This window comes from Winogradskyella sp. J14-2 (assembly GCF_001971725.1).
Classification (GTDB): Bacteria; Bacteroidota; Bacteroidia; order Flavobacteriales; family Flavobacteriaceae; genus Winogradskyella.
The window spans coordinates 132,156-154,069 of sequence record NZ_CP019388.1; the positions used below are offsets into that span (position 1 = coordinate 132,156).

Sequence of the window (21,914 nt, forward strand, 5' to 3'; positions counted from 1 at the left end):
TTTCTTTTTTATATAGCGGCAATACGTTATTCCCTTAGTTGTTGACTGCACCGTAACTCAATATACCTATTACTGGGTATGGTTTGCTTTGGTGTGCCTTTATAATTTTGAGTATTAACCAATTAAACCCAAAAGATTATGAAACGTTTTATGTATTCAATTTTAGTAATGTTCTCTTTTGCAGCTCAAGCGCAAGCACCTTTTACAACACTTGCTATGGAGCCAACCTATGTAAAAGCGACGCGTACCGGCTCTGATGACTCTGAAAAACGCTATGAACGTGTTGATATTGTTAAGTTAATAAAAGCAGAAAAAGACAAGGGCACGCTTAGTTCTTTTAGTATGACAGATTTTAAAGAACAAATTATGGATGACGCAGACATAGAACCTACGGAAGATACTAATGAAGTTGGGTTTTTTAAAAGCAGTTCTTTAGCGTTGAACGTTTTAAACAACGCCGATAGTAGGGCTTCTATAAATGCACAAGTTTTATTTTATAAAATCAATTTTATGACTCCTGTTGATTCAATTGCGTCTAACTGGCGCTACAATCTCCCTGTGATGATTATTTCTAAACTGTCTACAAGTTATGATTCTATTTCTGGCGCAAGTGCTATTGATGTTTTAGATTATGAAGCGGCGCCTGTGACTTTGCGTATCATGCCATCTTTTAAAATCAGTGGTAATAAAAAATACAAGGAAGAATTATTGTTCGGGATTTATGCAGATGCCAGAGGCATTAACGTGCAAAATACTGAAACTAATGATTATGATCTCGAAGTTGTAGGCTCTGGTGGTATTGGCTTTACCTTAACAGGACATGGTGAAGCCGGTATTTACAATAAACAGGGCGATTACGAAAAAGGGGAATGGTTGGTGTCTGCCATGCTACAGGGTGCGGTCGGTGACGCGGATGTCATTCAGAAACTGTTTAATACTGATAAGGATTTTGTAACGTCATTTCAATCCTATTTTTCGTTTAACATTGCTGAAGGCAGCAAGTTTAATCTTAAGATTGGATATCAACATTACTTCCAAGAAACCATAGCCGGTACAAAGAATAATTTTTCTATTGCGTTAGGTTTATAATGGTGTGTATTTACCTTAATATTCCAAGTTTAGTTTATTGTTCTAAAAAAAGGCTGGGATCTGCAGGTTTATACAATGTACGCCGCCTGCCCCAGCCAAAAACCATTGGGTTATGCTAAAGCCATTGCCTTAACGGATGCAGTCCGTTAGGTACTACACTTTAGCTTTATGGCAAGTTACAAAATAACCATGTATAGATTGTTATGCATATCGGTACAATTTTTTATATTTAGGCTCCCTTAATTAATAGCGACTCAAATACGAGCCGCTTTATTTGTTTTATAAAACTGATACATGTCAAAATTAAAAACCAAAGCCGACATCAATTTCGAGCAAGAACTGTGGAAAGCAGCCAACGAGTTGCGCGGTGCCGTAGCCGAAAACCAATATAAAGACTACGTCTTACCGCTTATATTTTTAAAACATCTGTCAGAACGGTATCAAGCCCGCAAGGACGAGCTTATAGAAGCATTTAACGATGAGAGTTCCGACTATTACACACAAGACCCAGACGAAAGACAATACATTCTAGAAGACCCAGACGAGTACCTCTCTAAAAACACTTATATCATCCCAAATGAAGCCACATGGCAATTCCTACAGGATAATGCTGAGCAAGATAACATTAAAGTCTTGGTAGATGATGCGTTTGATATGCTAGACGATACCTTAGCACAATACAGACCAGATCTTAAAGGAATCCTACCACGCATCTTTGTTAAAAGCCAACTCACGCCAAAGCAAGTGGCTGGTTTAATCAACTTATTGGCAAATCCTAAGCTTTCCGAAAACGAAAATCCAGGTAGCGATATACTTGGTCGAGTTTACGAATATTACATTGGCAAGTTCGCCATTGCCGAAGGCTCTGGTGCAGGGCAATTCTTTACACCAAGCAGCATCGTGCGCCTTATGGTAGAAATGATTGAACCTTACCAAGGTAAAATATTTGATAATGCCTGCGGCTCTGGTGGCATGTTTGTGCAATCGTTAAAGTTTTTGCAAGCCCATGGAGGAGATAAAAAGAACATTTCCATCTATGGACAAGAGCGCTACGATGGCACTTTACGACTCTGTAAAATGAACCTCGCCCTACGCGACTTATCGTTCGATGTCAGACTAGGCGATTCCTTATTACAAGACAAGTTCCCAGACCTAAAAGCCGATTATATTATCGTAAACCCACCATTCAACGTCAGCCAATGGCACCCAGAAGATTTACCTGAAAACGACCCGCGACTATTTGGGCCCAAAGAAGAATTCACCACAGATGGCAACGCTAACTTTATGTGGATGCAAACCTTTTGGAGTCACTTAAGTGATAGAGGTACAGCAGCCGTCGTTATGGCAAATGGCGCGATGACTTCCAATAACAAAGGCGAAAAAAACGTCCGCCAGTTTATGGTAGATAATGGTATGGTAGATTGTATTGTGCGCCTACCAGACAAACTCTTTTTAACCACAGGCATTCCAGCCTGTATTTTTATTTTAAGTAAAAACAGAGACGGTAAAGATGGCGAACACCGAGAGCGGTTAAACGAAGTCCTGTTTATAGATATGTCTAAACTAGGGCGTATGGAAAGCCGTAAACTACGTGTTTTTGACGAAGCCGACCTACAAAAAGCTACAGACACCTACCATGCTTGGCGCAATAGTAATAACACAACGAACGTCACTTCGAGTGATTCTCGAGGAACGCGTGAATTGTATCGAGAAGCAAATGATACCACAGCGTCCCAATTATACGAAAACATCGATGGCTTCTGCTACAGCGCCACCATAGAAGAAATCGCCAAGCAAGACTACAAACTTACACCAGGCATCTACGTAGGCACCGAAGCGGTTGAAGACGACGGCATCCCATTTGAAGATAAAATGGAAACCTTAAAGGCCCAATTGCAAACCCAGTTTGCTAAAGGTAACGAGCTACAACAACAGATTTTAGAGAATTTTAAGAAGTTTTAAATGAAATTAAAGAAATCAATAAATAAAGTTGCTTCAAGTATATTCAATAAGAAGATGCTTTTTAGTGCGATTTTATTTGTTTCTTTTTTTTATTTCCAATACGCGATCATAAGCTTTATTGAAAAGTATTTAACTATAAATAATAACTTTTCTAATAGTTATCTAGATGTTATTATAATGGTTGTAGTTTTCATTTGGACAGTTTATACACTGTATAAATTAATTGCTTATAATTACAAACCATCATTTTCTCAAAAGTTAACTGTTGCAACTGCCATATTCCTAATAGTTTATTTTCAACAGAATAGAGAGAATTTACCTTGGGATTATTTGAAAGACTCTTTTTTTAATATAGAATACATTCAATATGTATTCATATCGCTATCAGTAGTAGTATATTTTTTTCTGGTAATCAATTTTTTTCAAAAACTGGAGTACCTATTTCCAACCAGTCGATTTAATTTCAATAAAGGTGATAATACATATCTAAGTGATGATCCTGTTCTTGATGAAAAAAAGGATTTATTGAGTTATGGTCCAAAAATTAAGAGCTTAACAAATATCTTATTAAACGAGAATTTTGAAAAGTCAATTGCAATAGGATTAGTTGGACCATGGGGAAATGGTAAATCCAGTGTTATTGAAATGTCGCAAAAGCAATTGAAAACTATTGAGTCATATCATGATAGAGTAGTCATACATTTTCTGCCTTACTTAAACCATAAGGAAGAAGATATAATCAATGAATTTTTCATTGCATTGAGTAATCAGATATCGAAATTTAATGGTAAACTATCTAGTCAAATACTTGATTATGCCAAAAAGTTAACAGATGTTTACAAAGGCGGTAATGCATTTAATTTGTTCGAAAAACATGTCACAACCATTGATCAATCATCTGCAAAAGAGCTTTATGATAACATCAATAAACGGTTAAAAGAAATTGATAAAAAGATAATTGTCTTTGTAGATGATTTGGATAGATTAAGTGGAAAGGAAATTATACAAATTTTAAAACTGATAAGAAATACTGCAGATTTTCGAAATACTATTTTTGTTGTAGCTATGGATAAGGATTATGTCGTTAAGCGATTAAAGGCAGAGAACAATATTTCTAGCACGCGTTTTATAGATAAGTTTTTTCAGTTAGAGATTTATTTACCAGAAATAGATAAGAACATTCTTAGAAAGTTTGTTTATGAAAAATTAAATCAATCCGTTTTAAACTCAACATCCGATTTTAAATCGAAGCTAGAAAGAGGTATTAATCATAAGGACAATTTATTTGAAGATTATATCAAGAATTTACGAGACGCAAAACGTCTGGTTAACCAAATAATTTTTGATTATAACTTTTTAAGAGAAGAAATAAACTTCAAGGATTTTATGAACTTTACATATTTTAAGTTAAAGTTTCCAAAGTTTATGGAACTATTAAATCACAATCGATTAGACTTCTTGAAATTAGAAAACGGACAATACAAATTAAAAGAAAAACCACCTAAAAATGATGAGAAGAGTGAAAAAAAATATGTACCCACTTTAGATAACATTGTTCTACTTGGTAATACGGAGTATAATGATTATAGCTTTCTTGACAAGTATGCCGTTTCAGAGTTATTATCCCAAGAAGAGGATTGCCTTAAAAAACTTTTGGGTATAGATTGCGATGATGCTTTATTGCTTTCGAAAACCTTAGCCTATTTATTTGGAGACCAGAATAAAAAAGAAACATTTAACTCGATTAAAGAGGCTCAGAACTTCAAAATGTTAATGCAGCAAAGAGTTTTTGAAAATGTACTAACGGAGCGCGAATTCAATTTAGTTATACACGAAGGTGACATAGAAAAGCGACATGAGATATTAGAAAATCTTCACACCCAAAATAAATTTCTTCAGTTATTGGATAGATTGGATTACTACAATACCGACAAACATCTAATTCTTTCTCAGATAACTTTAGTACTATTTAGACTATATGAAAAAAGAACAGATTATAATATTACAGACCAACAACTACTCAATAGAATAGCAGTATATGTTGAGCGTCTCATACAAGATAATGACAAAGTAAATCAAGAGCAGGTTAATTGGATGAAGGCAGATATTTTTGAGGGTAATTTACTTTCTACTGAAAATAAGTTAAACATTTTAGGAGAATTATGGGAAGCAAAGGAAGACAATAACTTGTGGCATCTTACCGAGGAGTATATATCTAAAAAGACGCTAGAATTATTTAAAAAGTATTTATCCAAGCACCATAATCAACTTTGGTCGGTAACTGATTTTTCATTTTATAAGTATTATCACCTTTTAAAGCATATAGATGGTTTAAAAGAGGCTCTGAATAAAGAAATTAGAACGTTTTGGTCTAAAAATAATATTGAATTGTTATGTGCTCAAAGTACAGATACACCGGCTTTTTCGTTATCATCATTTCAAATATCTAATACGGTATCTGAAATTTTTGGCAGTATCCGTAAATATCATGAGTTTGTAAAAAATCATTCAAAAAATCCTTCTAGAGCAACCAAAGAATTTTTAGAGTTATACGAATTACATGCTATAACAGGTTATGTTGTACCAATAGTGTACAATTTCAAGAATTCTAGATTAATGCTAGATAAAATTAAAAATAAAGTAGAAATACCTGGAAGAGGCAGTTATGATGAAGATGCCAACATTACACAATTGGTATTTAAAACTAATAGCAAAGAATTGATAGAAGAGCTAATTGAAATAAGGAAAAGACAAAACGCTAATGACAACTTGCTATTGAGCACAACGTACAAGGTGAATATTTCTACTGAAAATTTCCCATCAATGCGTTTTGCTTCTTTTAGCTCAGGCGAATTTCATTATTTATTCATTAATCACGACAAAAAATTTAGATTAAATTTTGCCATTGAAATTTTAAAAGCCCTTGAGGCTATTGCGAGTAATATGTTTACTATTAATAATAAAAATTTTAGACCATGGAGAAGAAAAATAGTAGATAAAGAATTAATTAAACTAACTGATGAAGTGACTTTACAGCTCATTTCATTGCAAAGTGCACAATCAACACAATTGTAACTAATGCCAAACAACTGGAAAACATATAAACTTGAAGAACTCACAACTAAGTTGGGTGATGGCTTACATGGCACACCGAAATATTCGCCTGATGGAGAATATTATTTTATAAATGGGAATAATTTAACTGATGGTAAAATTGAGATTAAACAAAATACTAAACGAGTAAATAGAGACCAATTTATAAAATATCAAAAGCCTTTAAATGATAGAACAATTTTTGTTTCTATTAATGGGACGTTGGGTAATGTAGCAACATACAATAGTGAAAAAGTCGTCCTTGGTAAAAGCGCTTGTTATTTCAATGTAAAGGAAGATGTCCATAAAGAATTTATTAAACACTATGTTTCAACGTCAGATTTTAGAAGGTTTTTAGAAAACAACGCGACAGGTTCTGTAATAAAAAATGTATCTCTTAAATCCATGAGAGAACATGAACTCAACCTACCACCACTACCAGAACAAAAAGCCATAGCCAACATCCTCTCAGCCATAGACGACAAAATAGAAAACAACCTAGCCATCAACAAAACCTTAGAAGACATGGCCATGGCGCTCTACAAACATTGGTTTGTAGATTTCGAATTTCCTGTATCACAGGAAAATCGAAACCCTGAACTCGTTTCTGGGTCTCAACCAATAGGCTACAAATCCGCTGGTGGCGAATTCACCGACAGCGAACTAGGACCAATTCCTAAAGGTTGGGAAGTGAGAAAAGTTAAGGATTTAGGTGAGGTTGTTACTGGTAATACACCATCAAAGAAATATCCAGAACATTATGGTAATGAAGTACCGTTTGTCACACCGACCGATTTCAAAAACTATGGAAAGCACATTCTTAATGCCAATCGTGGTTTGTCAAACTCTGGGATTGAAAAGTACACTAAAAAAATAATTCCAAAAAATTCAGTAGTGGTCACTTGTATTGGTTCAGATATGGGGAAAGTTGCACTTTGCAAAACAAATTGTTTGACTAACCAACAAATTAATTCTTTAAAGACAAACCACTTTCTGTATATGTATTGTTTTTTTGTTTACAATTATTCAATGCTAAAAATGCTAGCAGGTGCAGGTACTACAATGCCAATAATTAATAAGTCACGTTTTGAAGAAATTGAAGTTATTATGCCGACAAGTACAGTATTGAACTCATTTGAAAAAAACATGAGCTATTTAGACGAACAAATATTTAATAACACAAAAGAAAACCAATCCTTAACTCAACTTCGCGACACACTATTACCAAAGCTTATTAGTGGTGAGGTGCGTTTAAAGGAATTTAAAGAACAAGTAGAATCCGTCATTGCGAGTGAGGAAGGAACGACGCAATCTTATGAAGTATAGAATAAACAAACAGATTGCCGCGCTACGCTCGCAATGACAGTAACAACAAACAGATTGCCGCGCTTTGGTCGCAATGACAGTAACAACAAACAGATTGCCGCGCTTTGGTCGCAATGACAGCAAAATTATGACATGAAGAACAAATAATAATAACTATGGAATATAAAGTATTATGTTATATAGAAGTATCTGGGTTGGTGGAGGCTGTCAATTCTGATATTAAAAAGGGTTGGCTACCTCAAGGAGGTGTGTCTTATGCCAGAACAGACGGTATTAGCAATTACCATATGCAAGCCATGATAAAGACATAATAAAACGTCATTGCGAACGCAGTGAAGCAATCTCATTAAGTGAAGGACAAAAAACAAACAGATTGCCACGCTACGCTCGCAATGACGGGGACGATAAACAGATTGCCACTGTTGACTGCAAACGTCAATATCGCAATGACATAAAAATGAAACCAGGATTTGTCTACATACTAACCAATAAAAATAATACGACGCTTTATACTGGTGTCACGGCTAACCTTGTGCAACGTCTTAAACAGCATAAAGATAAAACTGACAAAAAATCGTTTGCCGCTAAATACAATTTAAATAAATTAGTGTATTACGAATCCTTTCAAATGATTGGTGACGCCATAGCAAGAGAAAAGCAAATAAAAGCAGGAAGTAGAGCAAAGAAAATAAAATTAATAGAAAGTATAAATCCTAATTGGGATGATTTAACCGAAACCGTAAAACGTCATTATGCGGACGTAGGACGAAGTAATTTCATGATGTGAAGAACAAAGCAACAAACCGATTGCCGCGCTACGCTCGCAATGACAGTAACAACAAACAGATTGCCGCGCTACGCTCGCAATGACAGTAACAACAAACAGATTGCCGTGCTACGCTCGCAATGACATAAACAAGGTCTCGCAATGACCGTATAATTATGACAACAGAAGCCACTATAGAACAAGCCACCATAGACTGGTTAGAAGACCTAGGCTATACGCATAAAGACGGTACAGCTATAGCACACCATCCTAAAGACGTTGTGCTAAAAGATGTGCTTTTGGCATTTATACAAAAAACCTACCCACAATTATCACCAGAGTTACAAACACTTGCCGTTGGTGAGTTTACCAATAATGTGGGTGCAGACCTAGAGCATCGCAACCGTAGCTTTCACCTTAAATGCACCAAAGGCATCGATTTAGATTATGAAGATGCTCAAGGCAATGAAAAAGCGGTACATATCTATCCTATAGATTTTGAGCACCCAGAAAACAATAGCTTTTGGGCAGTCAATCAGTTCACCATTACAGGCAAAAACAAACGCAGACCAGACATTATCATTTACATCAATGGCTTGCCCTTAATTGTATTTGAGCTCAAAAATTGGTACGACCAAAACACCAATCTTAAAGAAGCACACAACCAAATAGAGCATTACATAAAAGACATTCCGCAGTTGTTTGAGTACAACGCACTCACCATTATTAGCGATGGTAACGAAGCTCAACATGGCATGTTTAGTAGTGGTATGGAGTGGTTCGCCCCTTGGAAAAGTATCAATGGCAAAGAGACGGTTCAAGAAGACGATTTCCAAATGCACACCTTGTTGTTTGGTTTGTTTCCTAAAGAACGATTGCTCAACTACATCAAAAACTTCATCTTTCACGAAGACCATAACGGCTCGCTCATAAAAAAAGGCGCCAAATACCATCAGTTTTTTGGAGTTAACTTTGCCGTAGAAGCTGCAAAGCAATCGGTTCGTCCCTTTGGCGATGGTCGTATCGGTGTTATATGGCATACCCAAGGGTCTGGTAAAAGTATTTCAATGGCCATTTATACTGGGATTCTTAGGAGTTTACCAGAATTAAAGAATCCAACCATTGTAGTGCAGGTGGACCGTAGCGATTTAGACATGCAACTCTACGAGAATTTTGTATTGGCTAAAGATTTGGTAGGTGAGGTACAACATGCCGAAAGTACCAACGATTTAAGACAATTGTTATCGGCTGGTGCTGGTGGTGTGATTTTTACCACCATTGAAAAGTTCCGCCTCAAACAAACCACAGACGACGCTTTGGGCGAATTGGAGCATCCTGTCTTATCAGAGCGTGAAAACATTATCGTCATGGCAGACGAAGCCCACAGAACCCAATACGGTTTATTAGATGGCTTTGCGTCTAACCTCAGAAAAGCCTTGCCAAAAGCATCCTTTATTGGCTTTACAGGTACACCTGTAGATAGTAAGGATGCCGATACAGAAGAGGTCTTCGGAAATGTGATACATACCTACGATATCAAACAAGCGGTTGAAGATAAAGCCACCGTAAATATTTATTACGAACCACGTTTAGCAAAACTGCACCTTTGGAATGAGGATATAGACAAGGATGCGGATAATATATTATGGGAACAAGAAGATACAGGCAATCTTAAATGGGCAGCGATTGAAGATGCAGCAGGTAGCGAAGACCGTGTCAATAAAATTGCCAAAGACATTTTACAACATTTTACCAAACGTATAGCAACCTTAGACGGAAAAGCCATGGTCGTTTGTATGAGTCGCCGCAATTGCGTAAAAATGTACAATGCCTTAACGGCTTTAGAGGATTGTCCAGAAGTGGCGGTAGTCATGACAGGTAATATCTCAAAAGACCCAATAGAATGGAACGAGCATATCCGTACCAAAGATGCGACTGAAGCCTTAAAAAAACGCTTTAGAAACCTAGACGACCCTTTAAAAATTGTCATCGTGCGCGATATGTGGCTCACAGGTTTTGATGCTCCTTGTGTACATACCATGTACGTCGATAAGATTATGAAAGGGCATAACCTAATGCAAGCCATTACACGTACCAATCGTGTATTTAAGGACAAAGAAAACGGTGTTATTGTAGATTATATTGGTATTGGCGACAACTTAAAAACAGCAACCGATAAATATACAGGAGGTGGAGGCAAGGGCAGACCAACCATTGATATGGAGCAGGCTTTAGAATTGTTTTTTAATCAGGTTGAGGTCTGTAAGGCCATGTTACCAGAAACAGTAGATTATAGTAATTGGAAGGCTTTGCGTGAAGCAGATAAAGTATTGTTAGTTAAAAATGCGGTAAATCATTTAGTAAAAGATGAGGATGAGGCTAAAGGCTTTATGAAAGAAGAGAAAAAGCTATCAGGCTTGTTATCTATAGTAAAGAGTCAGCCAGCCATTCAGGAGTTTGCAGTAGAGGTCATATTTGCACAACACGTTTCCAAAGCCGTTCGAAATGCAACAACGGTAACGTCACCAAGAGGTGGCGAAAAAGACATGATAAGGGAGTTAATAAGTCAGAGCATCGAATCCGAAAATATTGTAGATGTATTTGCTATGGCAGGTATAGAAAAGCCAGATATTTCCATATTGGATGAGACCTTTTTGCTAGGAGCCAAAAAAGAAAAAGATGGCAACGCTTTAAAAATTGAAATCATCAAGAATATTCTTAAAAATGAAATCAAACTGCGTTTACATAAAAACATCAAAAAATACACATCCCTAAAAGAGGAATTAGAAAAGGTTATTGATAAATACCATAACAACGCCTTAGATAGTTATGCTACCATCGTGGAATTGGTAGAACGCGCACAAGAGCTCCAAAAAGACGATAAACGTACAGAAGAGTTAGGTTTATCAGAAGAAGAACTGGCCTTTTACGATATTCTGGCAGCAAAGCAAGATATCATCAAAGAAAAAGGACCAATGCAAGATATTGTGCACGGTGTAGTTAAGGCTGTAAAATCCAATTTGCAACTCGATTGGACAAAAAAGGAAAATGCCAAAGCGGCTATAAGACTAGCGGTGAAAAAAGAACTAAGAGGCAAAGTATCCATTGCAAAACTAAACGACATCCTAGCCGAAATCATGGAACAGGCCGAAGGGCAGTTTAGTGATTGGAGTGCATAATATTAACTCAATAAACTAATAAAACTTATAACCTACAATGAGTACATTTTTAACAGGAGAAGCCTTAGAAAGCAAACTAACTGATATCATTTGGGAGGCTAAAAAATATGTAGTTATAGTATCACCTTTTATAAAGTTAGATGAACATACAAAAGCGATTTTAGACAAGATAAAGCATACACCAAAAATTGCACTATATATTGTTTTTGGAAAAAACGAAGAATCAAAATATAATAGCTTTAAAGAAGAAGACTTTAATTATTTTAAAGAATTTAAGAATATAGTAATCCTTTACAATAAAAACCTACATGCCAAACATTATGCTAATGAGAGTGAAGGTTTAATAACATCTTTAAATCTGTATGGTTATTCTATGGTAAACAATATAGAATATGGCGTGTACTTTGCAAAAACACCACTTAATCCTATAGATAGGCTATATGAAGAAACTTATAATTATACGCATCAGTTAGTCCATAAGCTAAGCGATGTTGTATTCTTAAAAAAACCACAATTTTCTAAAGCACTATTTGGCTTAAAAAAGGATAACATGGGCTCTAGAGTGATTTTTGATGTAACATCAAATTTTTTTAACTACTCTAATAACTATGAGAAAAAGTGTTTTGATGATTTTGATATTGAAACAGAAACTATAATACAGAAGAAGTTTGATACAAAACCAACAAGAAATCTAGATTCTAATACTTCTAAAACGATTAAAAGAAATAAAAAACTTACAAATGAAAATTTGGGCTACTGTATAAGAACAGGCGAGAGAATACCATACAACCCAGAACAACCAATGAGTTTAGAAGCTTGGAAGGTATGGAACCAATATAAAGACTATGATTTTCCAGAGAACTACTGTCATAAGACTGGTAAAAAATCAAATGGTCGTACTAGCATGGCAAACCCTATATTAACGTATCAAACTAAATGGACTAACGACCCTTGGTAAAATTACCAATTAGATAATGTCATTCCGAGTATAGCGAAGGAATCTTATGAAAGGTATAGGTATCAATAAGTAGATTGCCACGCTCGTCCCTCGCTCGCAATGACAGTATCATGGTGCGCTTGCTTCGTCATTTCATTCCTCGCAATGACAGTGCTGTTTTATACTTTAGTTGTCACTGCTAGGTACGAAGTAGTCTTGTAAATGGTGATTATGATAATAAACAGATTGCCACGCTCGTCCCTCGCTCGCAATGACAGTATCATGGTGCGCTTGCTTCGTCATTTCATTCCTCGCAATGACAGTGCTGTTTTATACTTTAGTTGTCACTGCTAGGTACGAAGTAGTCTTGTAAATGGTGATGAAGATAATAAACAGATTGCCACGCTCGTCCCTCGCTCGCAATGACAGTATCATGGTGCGCTTGCTTCGTCATTTCATTTCTCGCAATGACGGAGACAAAAAAATCCCGTACAGCAACACCATACGGGATATTTGTTATTAGCTTTTGGCCGATGGCCGTTTAGCTATTAGCCTGCAGTCGCAATCTTCATACTATGGCCTTGCGCCAACTCGTAGAGCTCACCATTGACCATCTGAAAAAACACAATAGCAGTACCGGCAAACAATGCTGTTGTTACTGGTATTGGGCCGTATGTGGTAAGGTTTAGAGTTAAATCCGTATCTGTACCGACCATAGCACCAAGGGCAATGGCATCGCTATAGACAATTTCACCAGCACCATTTGGGGTGTCCTCAACGGGCTCGTACGACTTAAGCGCAGGATCCCACTCATAATTGCTAACATAGCCAGCTGCTAGTGCAAGCTTGCAATGCGTAGCCCCCTCTGGTTTTTTAATATAGGTATCGGTATTAAAGTCTGGAATGCTCCAACTTACCTTATCGCGAGACGCATCAATTACAGGTCCTGTTGAAGGAGCATTAAACTGGCTGTCAAAAGGTTTTGATAGGTTGAACTGAAATCCTATAAAGGGTTCTAGGTTATCTACAAGGTTAATGTTACGCTCGCCACGTAAACCAGCACCGTTAGGTACTACACTTCTAACTTTACCAGTAATACGTGCGCTGAGGTACGTATCGGCGACTAGACGTACGATGGAAGCGAAGCTTTCTCTAAGTGCTTTACTACAGCGTGCAGCACCTCCGAACTCTTGCATGTTTTCGCGTGTACGTTTGTAAGCAGGATCGTTCATTATACGATTACGGCTTACTTGGTTCTTTGTTTTTACAAGGTTATTACCATCCTTGTTGTAGAAGGTTAAACCGTCTAAGGTTCCTTCTAATTTAATAAATGAATTATTACGTGCCATAATATTGTTGATTTAGGACATCACCTAGCAATGGCATAATGCGCTAGGTACATCTGGTTAAATTTCCCAGACTCGTTCTGGGACTTTGTAAGGTATTTAGGGGAGATACAGCAATCTACAAATCCGGATTTTATAGTTAGCACATATACGTTGGCTAAACTGCTGTGCTTCAAACATATAAAATTATTTTTTAACCAGTTACCGATTAAAGATATCATATTATCGGTAAAAAATGTATTTCATCGATGATTTTGTAATAAAGGTCTTGATATCGAGGTTTGTTTTAGAAAATGTTCAACGATACCCGAGAACCAATTAAAAATTTCGTAAAAATGATGATTCTTACAAAAAACAGGGTTAAGTATCACATTACTAGTATTATAAGAATGTAATGTAACCGTCATTCCGAGGACTTATGACTCGCTTCTCGATACAATTTGCTTAAGCTTCGCTTAGGTATCTTCAATCAAAATGTATTTTGATTTCGATAGTTTCGCAAATCACTCGCTTCTCGATACAATTTGCTCATGCTTCGCAAATCACTCGAAGTGACGTTAGGGGTGTTTAGGGTATTAATGAGCAGATTGCCGCGTCGCTACGCTTCTCGCAATGACACTTCGACTGCGCTCAGTGGGACAGCACGGAATGACAAAAGCGTAATTGATTTAATAAAAAAACAGATTGCCGCGTCGCTGCGCTTCTCGCTATGACACTTCGGTTTGCGTTGTGAGGTTTCATTATTTGAAATGTATTTTGATAGTTTCGCCAATGACTTGCTTCTCGATACGATTTACTCATGATTCGCAAATCACTCGCAATGACACTTCGGTTTGCGTTGTAAGGTGTTATCATTAAAACTATATTTTGATTTTGGTAGTTTCGCCTATCATTCGCTTCTCGATACGATTTGCTCATGTTTCGCAAATCACTCGAAGTGACGTTAGGGGTGTTTAAGGTGTTATCATTAAAACTATATTTTGGTTTTGGTAGTTTCGTAAATCACTTGCTTCTCGATACGATTTGCTCATGTTTCGCAAATCACTCGAAGTGACGTTAGGGGTGTTTAGGGTATTAATGAGCAGATTGCCGCGTCGCTACGCTTCTCGCAATGACACTTCGACTGCGCTCAGTGGGACAGCACGGAATGACAAAAGCGTAATTGATTTAATAATAAAACAGATTGCCATGTTCGTTCCTTACTCGCTTCTCGATACAATTTGCTCGTCGCCTCACAAATCACTCGAAGTGACGTTAGGGGTGGTTAGGGTGTTATCATTAAAACTATATTTTGGTTTTGGTAGTTTCGTAAATCACTTGCTTCTCGATACGATTTGCTCATGTTTCGCAAATCACTCGAAGTGACGCTTGGGGTGGTTAGGGTGTTAATAAGCAGATTGCCACGTCGCTGCGCTTCTCGCAATGACACTTCGGTTTGCGTTGTAAGGTATCATTATTAAAACTATATTTTGGTTTTGGTAGTTTTGCTAATGACGCGCTTCTCGATACGATTTGCTCATGTTTCGCAAATCACTCGAAGTGACGCTAGGGGTGGTTTTGGTTATTAATATGAAGATTGCCAAGTCGCTACGCTTCTCGCAATGACACTTCGGTTTGCGTTGTAAGGTATCATTATTAAAACTATATTTTGGTTTTGGTAGTTTCGCAAATCACTCGAAGTGACGCTAGTTACTGCGCTATCCGTCCCTGTTTGCGTGCAGACAGGTATTCCGACTACAAACGTTTGAATGTATTGAGAAGTAGTTTAGTTTTTGCCATAAAATAAATGCGTACAATAACTCATCGGTAATTGTGAAATACTCTAATGTTAACAAAACGCTAAATGTTTAATATATAATGGTTTAAGACATCCAAAAGTGTACGTTTCAACGTATCTTTAGTAACAGAAAAAAGTCTTGCTATGAACACACTACAAAAACTAAGATTACGATTACTAAAGACAGGAACACGGACCAGCACCCTGCCAGAGCCAAAGGTGGAATTATCACCTAAAGCCAAAGACGCCAACAAGACCGTTAAGGACGATGATGCCTTTATGTTTATCTAGTATACAACTAGAGCAAGACTACGATTCTCTGAGCTTTACCGAAATAGGATAGTGGTCACTAAACCCATTACTATTTATTTTTTTGCCCATACCACCAAAGTTAACAGGGACACCATAGGCACCAGGCTTTACCATTTCTGGAAACCGTTCTATACCTACCGAGTTAGATACTACTTTAATTTTGCTATTACTCTTTAGCATGTTCTCATTGGCCAGAAATTGATCGAGCATGTTAGGCTTATTTCCAAAATAAAAACTGGCAGTACCATAGTCCATCAACGACCACATAAGGTTTAAGAAATAAGGAATACGACCACGCACCACACGTGCTCTACTGCGTAAGGCAATTGCAAAACGTGTGAGCGATTCATTAAAAGGCTCGTCGTTAAAGTCGCCCATAGCCATTACAGGCGTATCGTCACCATGAATTTCTCTTATACGCTGATGGAAATAACTCAGCGTTTCACCAGCAATCTGTCGATACCCTTCAGATTCGTACTGCCCTCCACTACGAGAAGGCCAGTGGTTGGCTATCAATACCAAGCGCTGTTGGCTTTGGCTATGACGGGTTAAAAAGTTTACCTGAAGAATATCTCTGGTGGCTGTTCGGCGTAGCACAAAATGGTCAAAAACTTTAGGCTCACCGTTTTCTTCTTCCACGCTAAAGAGATCTGCATCATAGATAAAGGCCACATCGATACCACGGCGATCATCCGAGTCGGCATGCACTAAGGCATAATTTCGATTCAACATACCCATTTTCTGAATCAACATATGAAGTACGTGGGCATTTTCAACTTCACAGACTCCAAGAATATCAGGACCGTTGCCATCATTTAATTGTATAATAATACGATTGAGTTGTTCTAACTTTTGATTCAGTTGGGTTGGTCCCCAACCTTTAACATCACTGCCAATGGCACGTTGCAGTTTTTCGGTGCGCCTAGGCGTGTGTTCAATATCAAAGAGGTTTTCTAAATTCCAGAATGTAATGTGGTAGTCCATATCAGTTGTTGTTGTGGGATACGGCTAATAATTAGTTGGTTATAGCGGATGTTTAAAAGTAGTGGATTTTGGACTAAAAACAAAATGGATATTGTAACTTAAGATTCAGTGATACACGGTGGAAATGTAACAGAGATTTAGTATACTTGTTGTGCAAAATCATATAATGAATCCGTTACATTTGATTTCAAAACTATAATCAAATGTCAGTTCGCGTAATTCTGAGCCACTAAAAATTGTATCGAGAACCATTTTAAAGTGAAACACTCTATTCTGGATACAGATTTTACGCTCTATCAATCGTAAAATCCACTCGAATTGACGAGTTTTATCAAAATAAACAACGGAAAAAAATAAAGTTGACTATGAAATTATTAGGAATAGGATCGCGTATTAATCATGCAGAACATGGCAAAGGAGTCGTAACCAATGTGACCTCAAAACACTATTGGGTGACGTTTATAGATAAAGGATTAGAAACCTTGGAGCTCGATGACGACTTTGAAGTTATTGAAGCTGCGGAAGATGATGTAGATACCGTAAGTTTTTACGAGGTTGAAAAAAGCCTAAAGTCTATTTTGAAGAAATGGTCTGACGTCTCTGAGGTGGTTTCTATTGCCGATAAATGGAAAGGTGGAAAGCTCATTCTTGAACCTGGTGACACTAATCTACAAGGCAAAGAACTGCCAATAGATACTTTTTTTCATAAGATTACCATGGTACGTGATCGTTTACGCGTGATGGAACAGAAAATCAATTCTAGTAGCTTAGATGAACAAGAGAAAATTGATTTGCAGCAATACATTACCAGAAGCTACGGAAGTTTAACGAGCTTTAATGTGTTGTTTAAACTGAAAAGCCAACAGTTTGTAGGGCAGCGGTCTAAGTAGTGGTTAGTAGTTAGTATTGAGTATTGAGTATTGAGTAGTTAGTAGTTAGTAGGCAGTCTCTGTAATTTGATACTTCTATCTAACAGTACTAATTAATTCATTAAAACTTTAATCCTTTAACGTCTCCCATATCAAGGTCAAAGACCAAGAACTTGTGTGTTGTTGGTAACTTGGCACCACTTTCTGTTGTAGTCCATTGGTCCCAAGACGCTTCAAGACCATCGATAGGCAGAATATCTACCCACATTTGAAAGCTTTTAGGCCGTCCGTTGTCATCCAAATGCCAGAGATATGAATCACCAGGAGTCGAGCCACCTTTGGTATAGGTAACCAGTAAGGATGGTTTGCCTTCTTCGGATATTACCAATCTACGTTCAGTACCTTTGTCAAAGACTTTGTATGGTGCCACCAACCAAAAGGAATCGTTATTAAAATAGTCTGTAGCTTTATTGATGTAATCTTGTTTTTCTACACCGTTGTACTCTTGTTGGCCAGCAAAGACTTTTGAGTTATCTGAATCATTAAAATCTAGAATTACCGTAATGGCATCCCATGATACTTCACAGGTATTATCTGTTTTGTACCATTTATAATGGTGCCCTCCCTTAAAAGTCCATTCTAAATAATCCGTATTAAGGTAAGCTTCCTCATTTAACGCATTGAGCATTGTTGTTGCTAATTGATCTGCTTTAGTCCCTTGTTGTCCTTGAGGCAGATCTTCGTTGTATTTGAGGTACATAAACCCAAAGAAAAGTAGGGTAGGTAATGTAAAGAACACTATGAGTCCTCCTATAATTTTAAAGATACGTTTGGTCTTTGAGGATTTTGGCATTTTAAGGTTTTTAGCACTGCGAGTAATTGGTTTTTCAAAGTAGTGTGTTTTGAAAAAAACGGAATTACCCGTAATGTGTTGTACTATTAATTGTCAGATTTGTAACCATTAGGTCGTTTCCAGCGTACAGGCGCTTTTGGTTCTGGTTGTAGTTGAAACTCATTACCTTTTAAAAGTTTTAATGCTTCTTGTACTGCGCGTTCTAATTGTGGGTCATTTCCTTTGGACGTTTCTTTAGGGTGTTGAATCACTTCAATATCTGGTGCCACCCCTTCACCTTCAACAGCCCATTTGCCATTTACATCATAGAAACCTCCACGAGGAGCCACCATGCGTCCACCATCAATGAATGGTGGTGTATCCCAAGTACCAACAAGGCCTCCCCAAGTTCTTGTGCCAATTAATGGTCCTAAGTTTTTCATTTTAAACATGTATGGTAATAAATCACCACCAGAACCAGCGCGCTCGTTAATTAGCATTACTTTTGGTCCCCAAATACCTGCAATAGGTGTGGTCCATGGGCGTTTATCACCAGCTTTACTATTAAAGTAACCGTATATTTCTCTAGACATAATGTCCATCATATAATCTGCAGCAGAACCACCACCATTGTTTCGTTCGTCTATAACCACCCCTTTTTTATCTTGCTGAGCGAAGTAGTATCTGTTGAACGCTGTAAAACCTCCGCCACCAGTGTTTGGTACATAGACGTAAGCGAGTTTACCATTAGATAGTTCATCCACTTTACGACGGTTGCCTTCAATCCAATCTATACTTCTTAAGCCGCGTTCATTACTTACAGGTTTTACAAGTACGCTACGAGCATTGGTCAATGTTGGTTCTGAATTTACCATTATAGTAATTTCTCGACCTGCAGTTTGCTCTAGTAAGGCGTAAGGATTTGTTTTGCTGTCTAGTGTTTTTCCATTAATTGCTAATATGTAATCCCCTTCTTTAATAGCAATGCCTGGTTTAGCCAAAGGCGCATCAATATTAGGATTCCAACGTTCACCTGTATATATTTTAGAAATCTTGAAGTTGCCATTTGTTTTTTCAAAATCACAACCCAACAATCCAACTGCTACACGGTCTACGTCAGGGAAATCACCACCAGAAACATAAGAATGTCCAACAGCAACTTCACCACTCATTATATCCACAACGTAGTTTAAATCTGTTCTATGTCGTACATGGTCTATCCATGGTGCGTACCATTCGTAAACATCGTCCCATGGCGCACCATGCACATTATCTACATATAGGAAGTCTCTCATATAGCGCCAGCCTTCTTTAAAAATTTGATGTGCTTCAGCTTTAGGATCTAACTTTATTTTGATATCAATCTTTAAATTGTCTTTTCCAGGTTTTGGTGGTGCAGATGTACTTGTTAATACCCAATTACCATTCTGAGAAAGCAAAATAGATTTTCTGTCGTTAGAGGCTACCATTTGAGACACGCTATCAGCAAAGTCCGAGGCTTTTTCTTTTTCAACATCATACTCATGTACTTTTAGTCCTCTAGCATTTGGAATAGCCTCAGCAATAAAAACCTTGTTTTCAGGCCCTTTAAGCAATGCTATATAGTTTCTATCAGGTAAGCTTAATGCTACAGCTCTATCGAAAATGCCATCTTCATCAATTGTTACCGTAACACCATCAGATGATTTTTTATCCTCTTTTTTATCATCCTTTTTATCCTCTTTCTTATCATCATTTTCCTTCTTTGCTTCCTCCATATCACTTTTAGGAAGGTTAGGTGCCTTGTCATCTTTACTTAAAACAATGGCGTATAAACTTCTGGTAAGATTGGCTGAAGGATCGTAATTACTCATGTCTAACCAACCACTTTGCAATCCGTAATTGGTACTTGCTAGCGTGTAAAGGTACTTTCCGGACTTGTCCCATACTGGTGTGATGGCATCCGCTATAGGATCTGTAATCTGAATCACTTTTTTAGAGTCTATGTTGTAAACAAAAATGGCTTTAAAATGGTTGTCTTGTTGTTTTGCATATGCTATCCACTTGCTATCTGGTGACCAAACAGGATTCATAGAACGGTTAGGGTGTGCATATCGATCTGTATCAATCTTTTTCGTCTTTTTAGTTTCAAGATTTATAATCCAAACGTTATAATGTGTGTCTGTATAGGCGATGTGCTTACCATCTGGTGACCAATCTGGTTGAAAGTAGAATGTTGGATTTGGCAACGAAATCGCTTCAGTATTGTCACCATTTTGATCTGCTAACATTAATTGGTATTCGCCACTTTTATCAGAAAACCACGCAATTTTATCACCATTTGGTGACCATATAGGATTACGATCAGCAACACCTGGTGAGTTGGTAATATTTTTCCACGTACCGTTTTCTTTTGGTACGGTAAAGATTTCACCACGATGTTCAAAAATAGCACGCTTTCCCGTTGGCGAAACATTAGGATTTATTAATTGTCTGGCAGAAACATTATCCCATTTTGTTCTGTAGAAATTGAGATCTGCTTTAACATCAATATTTAATTGCTTTGTTTTGTTTGTTGAAGGATTGTAAACATGAAGATAACCACCTTGTTCGTAAATTAATTTATCGTTACTCGCGTCTAAACTTTTTACATCAAACTTTTTATGAAACGTGACTTGTTTTTCTTCTTTAGTTGAAGGATTAAAAGACCAGATGTTCATTGTGTAATCACGTTCGGACATAAAATACACCAGTCCGTTTAACCAAACAGGATCTAAATGACGCTCCTTTGTTGGTTGCGATGTTCTTACTAGGTCTTTTGTTTTTAAATCTACAACCCAAATAGGCATTGCTTGTCCGCCACGATAGTTTCTCCACTCGGCATCCCAACCTGTAATAGGAGTATAGGCGAGATGGTTGCCATCTGGTGACATTTCTCCATAAGCTGCTCTCGGAATATCTAACGCTTCTGGCATACCACCATCTGTAGAAACTGTGAAAAATTTATTGGTCATGGTTGGTTGCGCTTCTCTCCCTGAACGAAATAACACTTTGCCGTCTGGTGTCCATCCTTGCACAAAATCACCACCAGGATGATAGGTAAGGCGTTTTGGTTCTCCACCTTCAGCAGGCATCACAAATACATCGACATTGCCGTCGTATTGCGCTGTAAAGGCAATTAGTTTTCCATCGTTAGAAAAATGAGGGTTGGATTCATAGCCTTCATCACTGGTTAATCGTATTGCTGTACCACCGTTTAAGGATGATTTCCAAAGATCGTTAGCATATACAAAGACCACATCATCTCCATGAAGTGTTGGTTGTCTTAATAATTGTGTGCCTTGAGAAAACGAGAAAATAGAAGCGCATAGCGCTACAACTGCAATGTGATTTTTCATATCTGGTTAGTTTTAATGGTGGTTATTAGTTGCTTGATGTAGCTAAAGATACGACATCCTTAAAT

Annotated in this window: 14 protein-coding genes; 10 read left to right on the forward strand and 4 right to left on the reverse strand. The window is 37.3% G+C overall.

Annotated features, from left to right (window positions below):
* The first annotated feature begins 138 nt into the window (after positions 1-138).
* The 8 genes from BWZ20_RS00755 (at position 139) to BWZ20_RS00790 (ending at position 12,373) form a co-directional block, all read left to right on the forward strand.
* Positions 139-1,089 carry a hypothetical protein gene (locus tag BWZ20_RS00755; protein ID WP_076614961.1) on the forward strand — a complete coding sequence of 317 codons (951 nt, stop codon included), beginning with the start codon at positions 139-141 and terminating at the stop codon, positions 1,087-1,089.
* Positions 1,090-1,383: 294 nt separating this feature from the next.
* Positions 1,384-3,051 carry a type I restriction-modification system subunit M gene (locus tag BWZ20_RS00760; RefSeq protein ID WP_076614964.1) on the forward strand — a complete coding sequence of 556 codons (1,668 nt, stop codon included), beginning with the start codon at positions 1,384-1,386 and terminating at the stop codon, positions 3,049-3,051.
* A 177-nt stretch (positions 3,052-3,228) separates the two neighbouring features.
* Positions 3,229-6,126, forward strand: coding sequence for a P-loop NTPase fold protein (locus BWZ20_RS00765; RefSeq protein ID WP_198034963.1), 2,898 nt, complete (start codon positions 3,229-3,231; stop codon positions 6,124-6,126).
* 3 nt (positions 6,127-6,129) lie between these two features.
* Positions 6,130-7,470, forward strand: a complete 1,341-nt coding sequence (locus BWZ20_RS15355; RefSeq protein WP_076614969.1) for a restriction endonuclease subunit S — start codon at positions 6,130-6,132, stop codon at positions 7,468-7,470.
* A gap of 155 nt (positions 7,471-7,625) precedes the next feature.
* A complete protein-coding gene (locus tag BWZ20_RS00775; protein ID WP_083677127.1) occupies positions 7,626-7,781 on the forward strand; it encodes a DUF1737 domain-containing protein in 156 nt (51 codons plus the stop codon).
* Between the two features lie 146 nt (positions 7,782-7,927).
* Positions 7,928-8,257: a GIY-YIG nuclease family protein gene (locus tag BWZ20_RS00780; protein ID WP_076614972.1), complete on the forward strand. Its 330-nt coding sequence runs from the start codon at positions 7,928-7,930 to the stop codon at positions 8,255-8,257.
* A gap of 155 nt (positions 8,258-8,412) precedes the next feature.
* Positions 8,413-11,415 carry a type I restriction endonuclease subunit R gene (locus tag BWZ20_RS00785; RefSeq protein ID WP_076614974.1) on the forward strand — a complete coding sequence of 1,001 codons (3,003 nt, stop codon included), beginning with the start codon at positions 8,413-8,415 and terminating at the stop codon, positions 11,413-11,415.
* Between the two features lie 37 nt (positions 11,416-11,452).
* Positions 11,453-12,373: a phospholipase D family protein gene (locus tag BWZ20_RS00790; RefSeq protein ID WP_076614977.1), complete on the forward strand. Its 921-nt coding sequence runs from the start codon at positions 11,453-11,455 to the stop codon at positions 12,371-12,373.
* A 527-nt stretch (positions 12,374-12,900) separates the two neighbouring features.
* On the opposite strand, the gene BWZ20_RS00795 is transcribed toward BWZ20_RS00790, so the two are convergent.
* Positions 12,901-13,701, reverse strand: a complete 801-nt coding sequence (locus BWZ20_RS00795) for a hypothetical protein (RefSeq protein WP_076614980.1) — start codon at positions 13,699-13,701, stop codon at positions 12,901-12,903.
* 1,918 nt (positions 13,702-15,619) lie between these two features.
* Between BWZ20_RS00795 and BWZ20_RS15235 the strand changes: the two genes are divergently transcribed.
* Positions 15,620-15,766, forward strand: coding sequence for a hypothetical protein (locus tag BWZ20_RS15235; protein ID WP_157358290.1), 147 nt, complete (start codon positions 15,620-15,622; stop codon positions 15,764-15,766).
* Positions 15,767-15,784: 18 nt separating this feature from the next.
* Here BWZ20_RS15235 and BWZ20_RS00800 read toward each other — a convergent pair whose 3' ends face one another.
* Positions 15,785-16,771: an endonuclease/exonuclease/phosphatase family protein gene (locus tag BWZ20_RS00800; protein ID WP_076614982.1), complete on the reverse strand. Its 987-nt coding sequence runs from the start codon at positions 16,769-16,771 to the stop codon at positions 15,785-15,787.
* 365 nt (positions 16,772-17,136) lie between these two features.
* Between BWZ20_RS00800 and BWZ20_RS00805 the strand changes: the two genes are divergently transcribed.
* Positions 17,137-17,661, forward strand: a complete 525-nt coding sequence (locus BWZ20_RS00805; RefSeq protein ID WP_076614985.1) for a hypothetical protein — start codon at positions 17,137-17,139, stop codon at positions 17,659-17,661.
* Between the two features lie 100 nt (positions 17,662-17,761).
* Here BWZ20_RS00805 and BWZ20_RS00810 read toward each other — a convergent pair whose 3' ends face one another.
* Entirely contained in the window at positions 17,762-18,493 is a 732-nt protein-coding gene (locus BWZ20_RS00810; protein WP_076614988.1) for a hypothetical protein, read from the reverse strand.
* An 86-nt stretch (positions 18,494-18,579) separates the two neighbouring features.
* The gene (locus BWZ20_RS00815) at positions 18,580-21,849 is read right to left on the reverse strand and encodes a S41 family peptidase (protein ID WP_076614990.1); all 3,270 of its coding nucleotides are present in this window, start codon (positions 21,847-21,849) and stop codon (positions 18,580-18,582) included.
* Between the last annotated feature and the right edge of the window lie 65 nt (positions 21,850-21,914).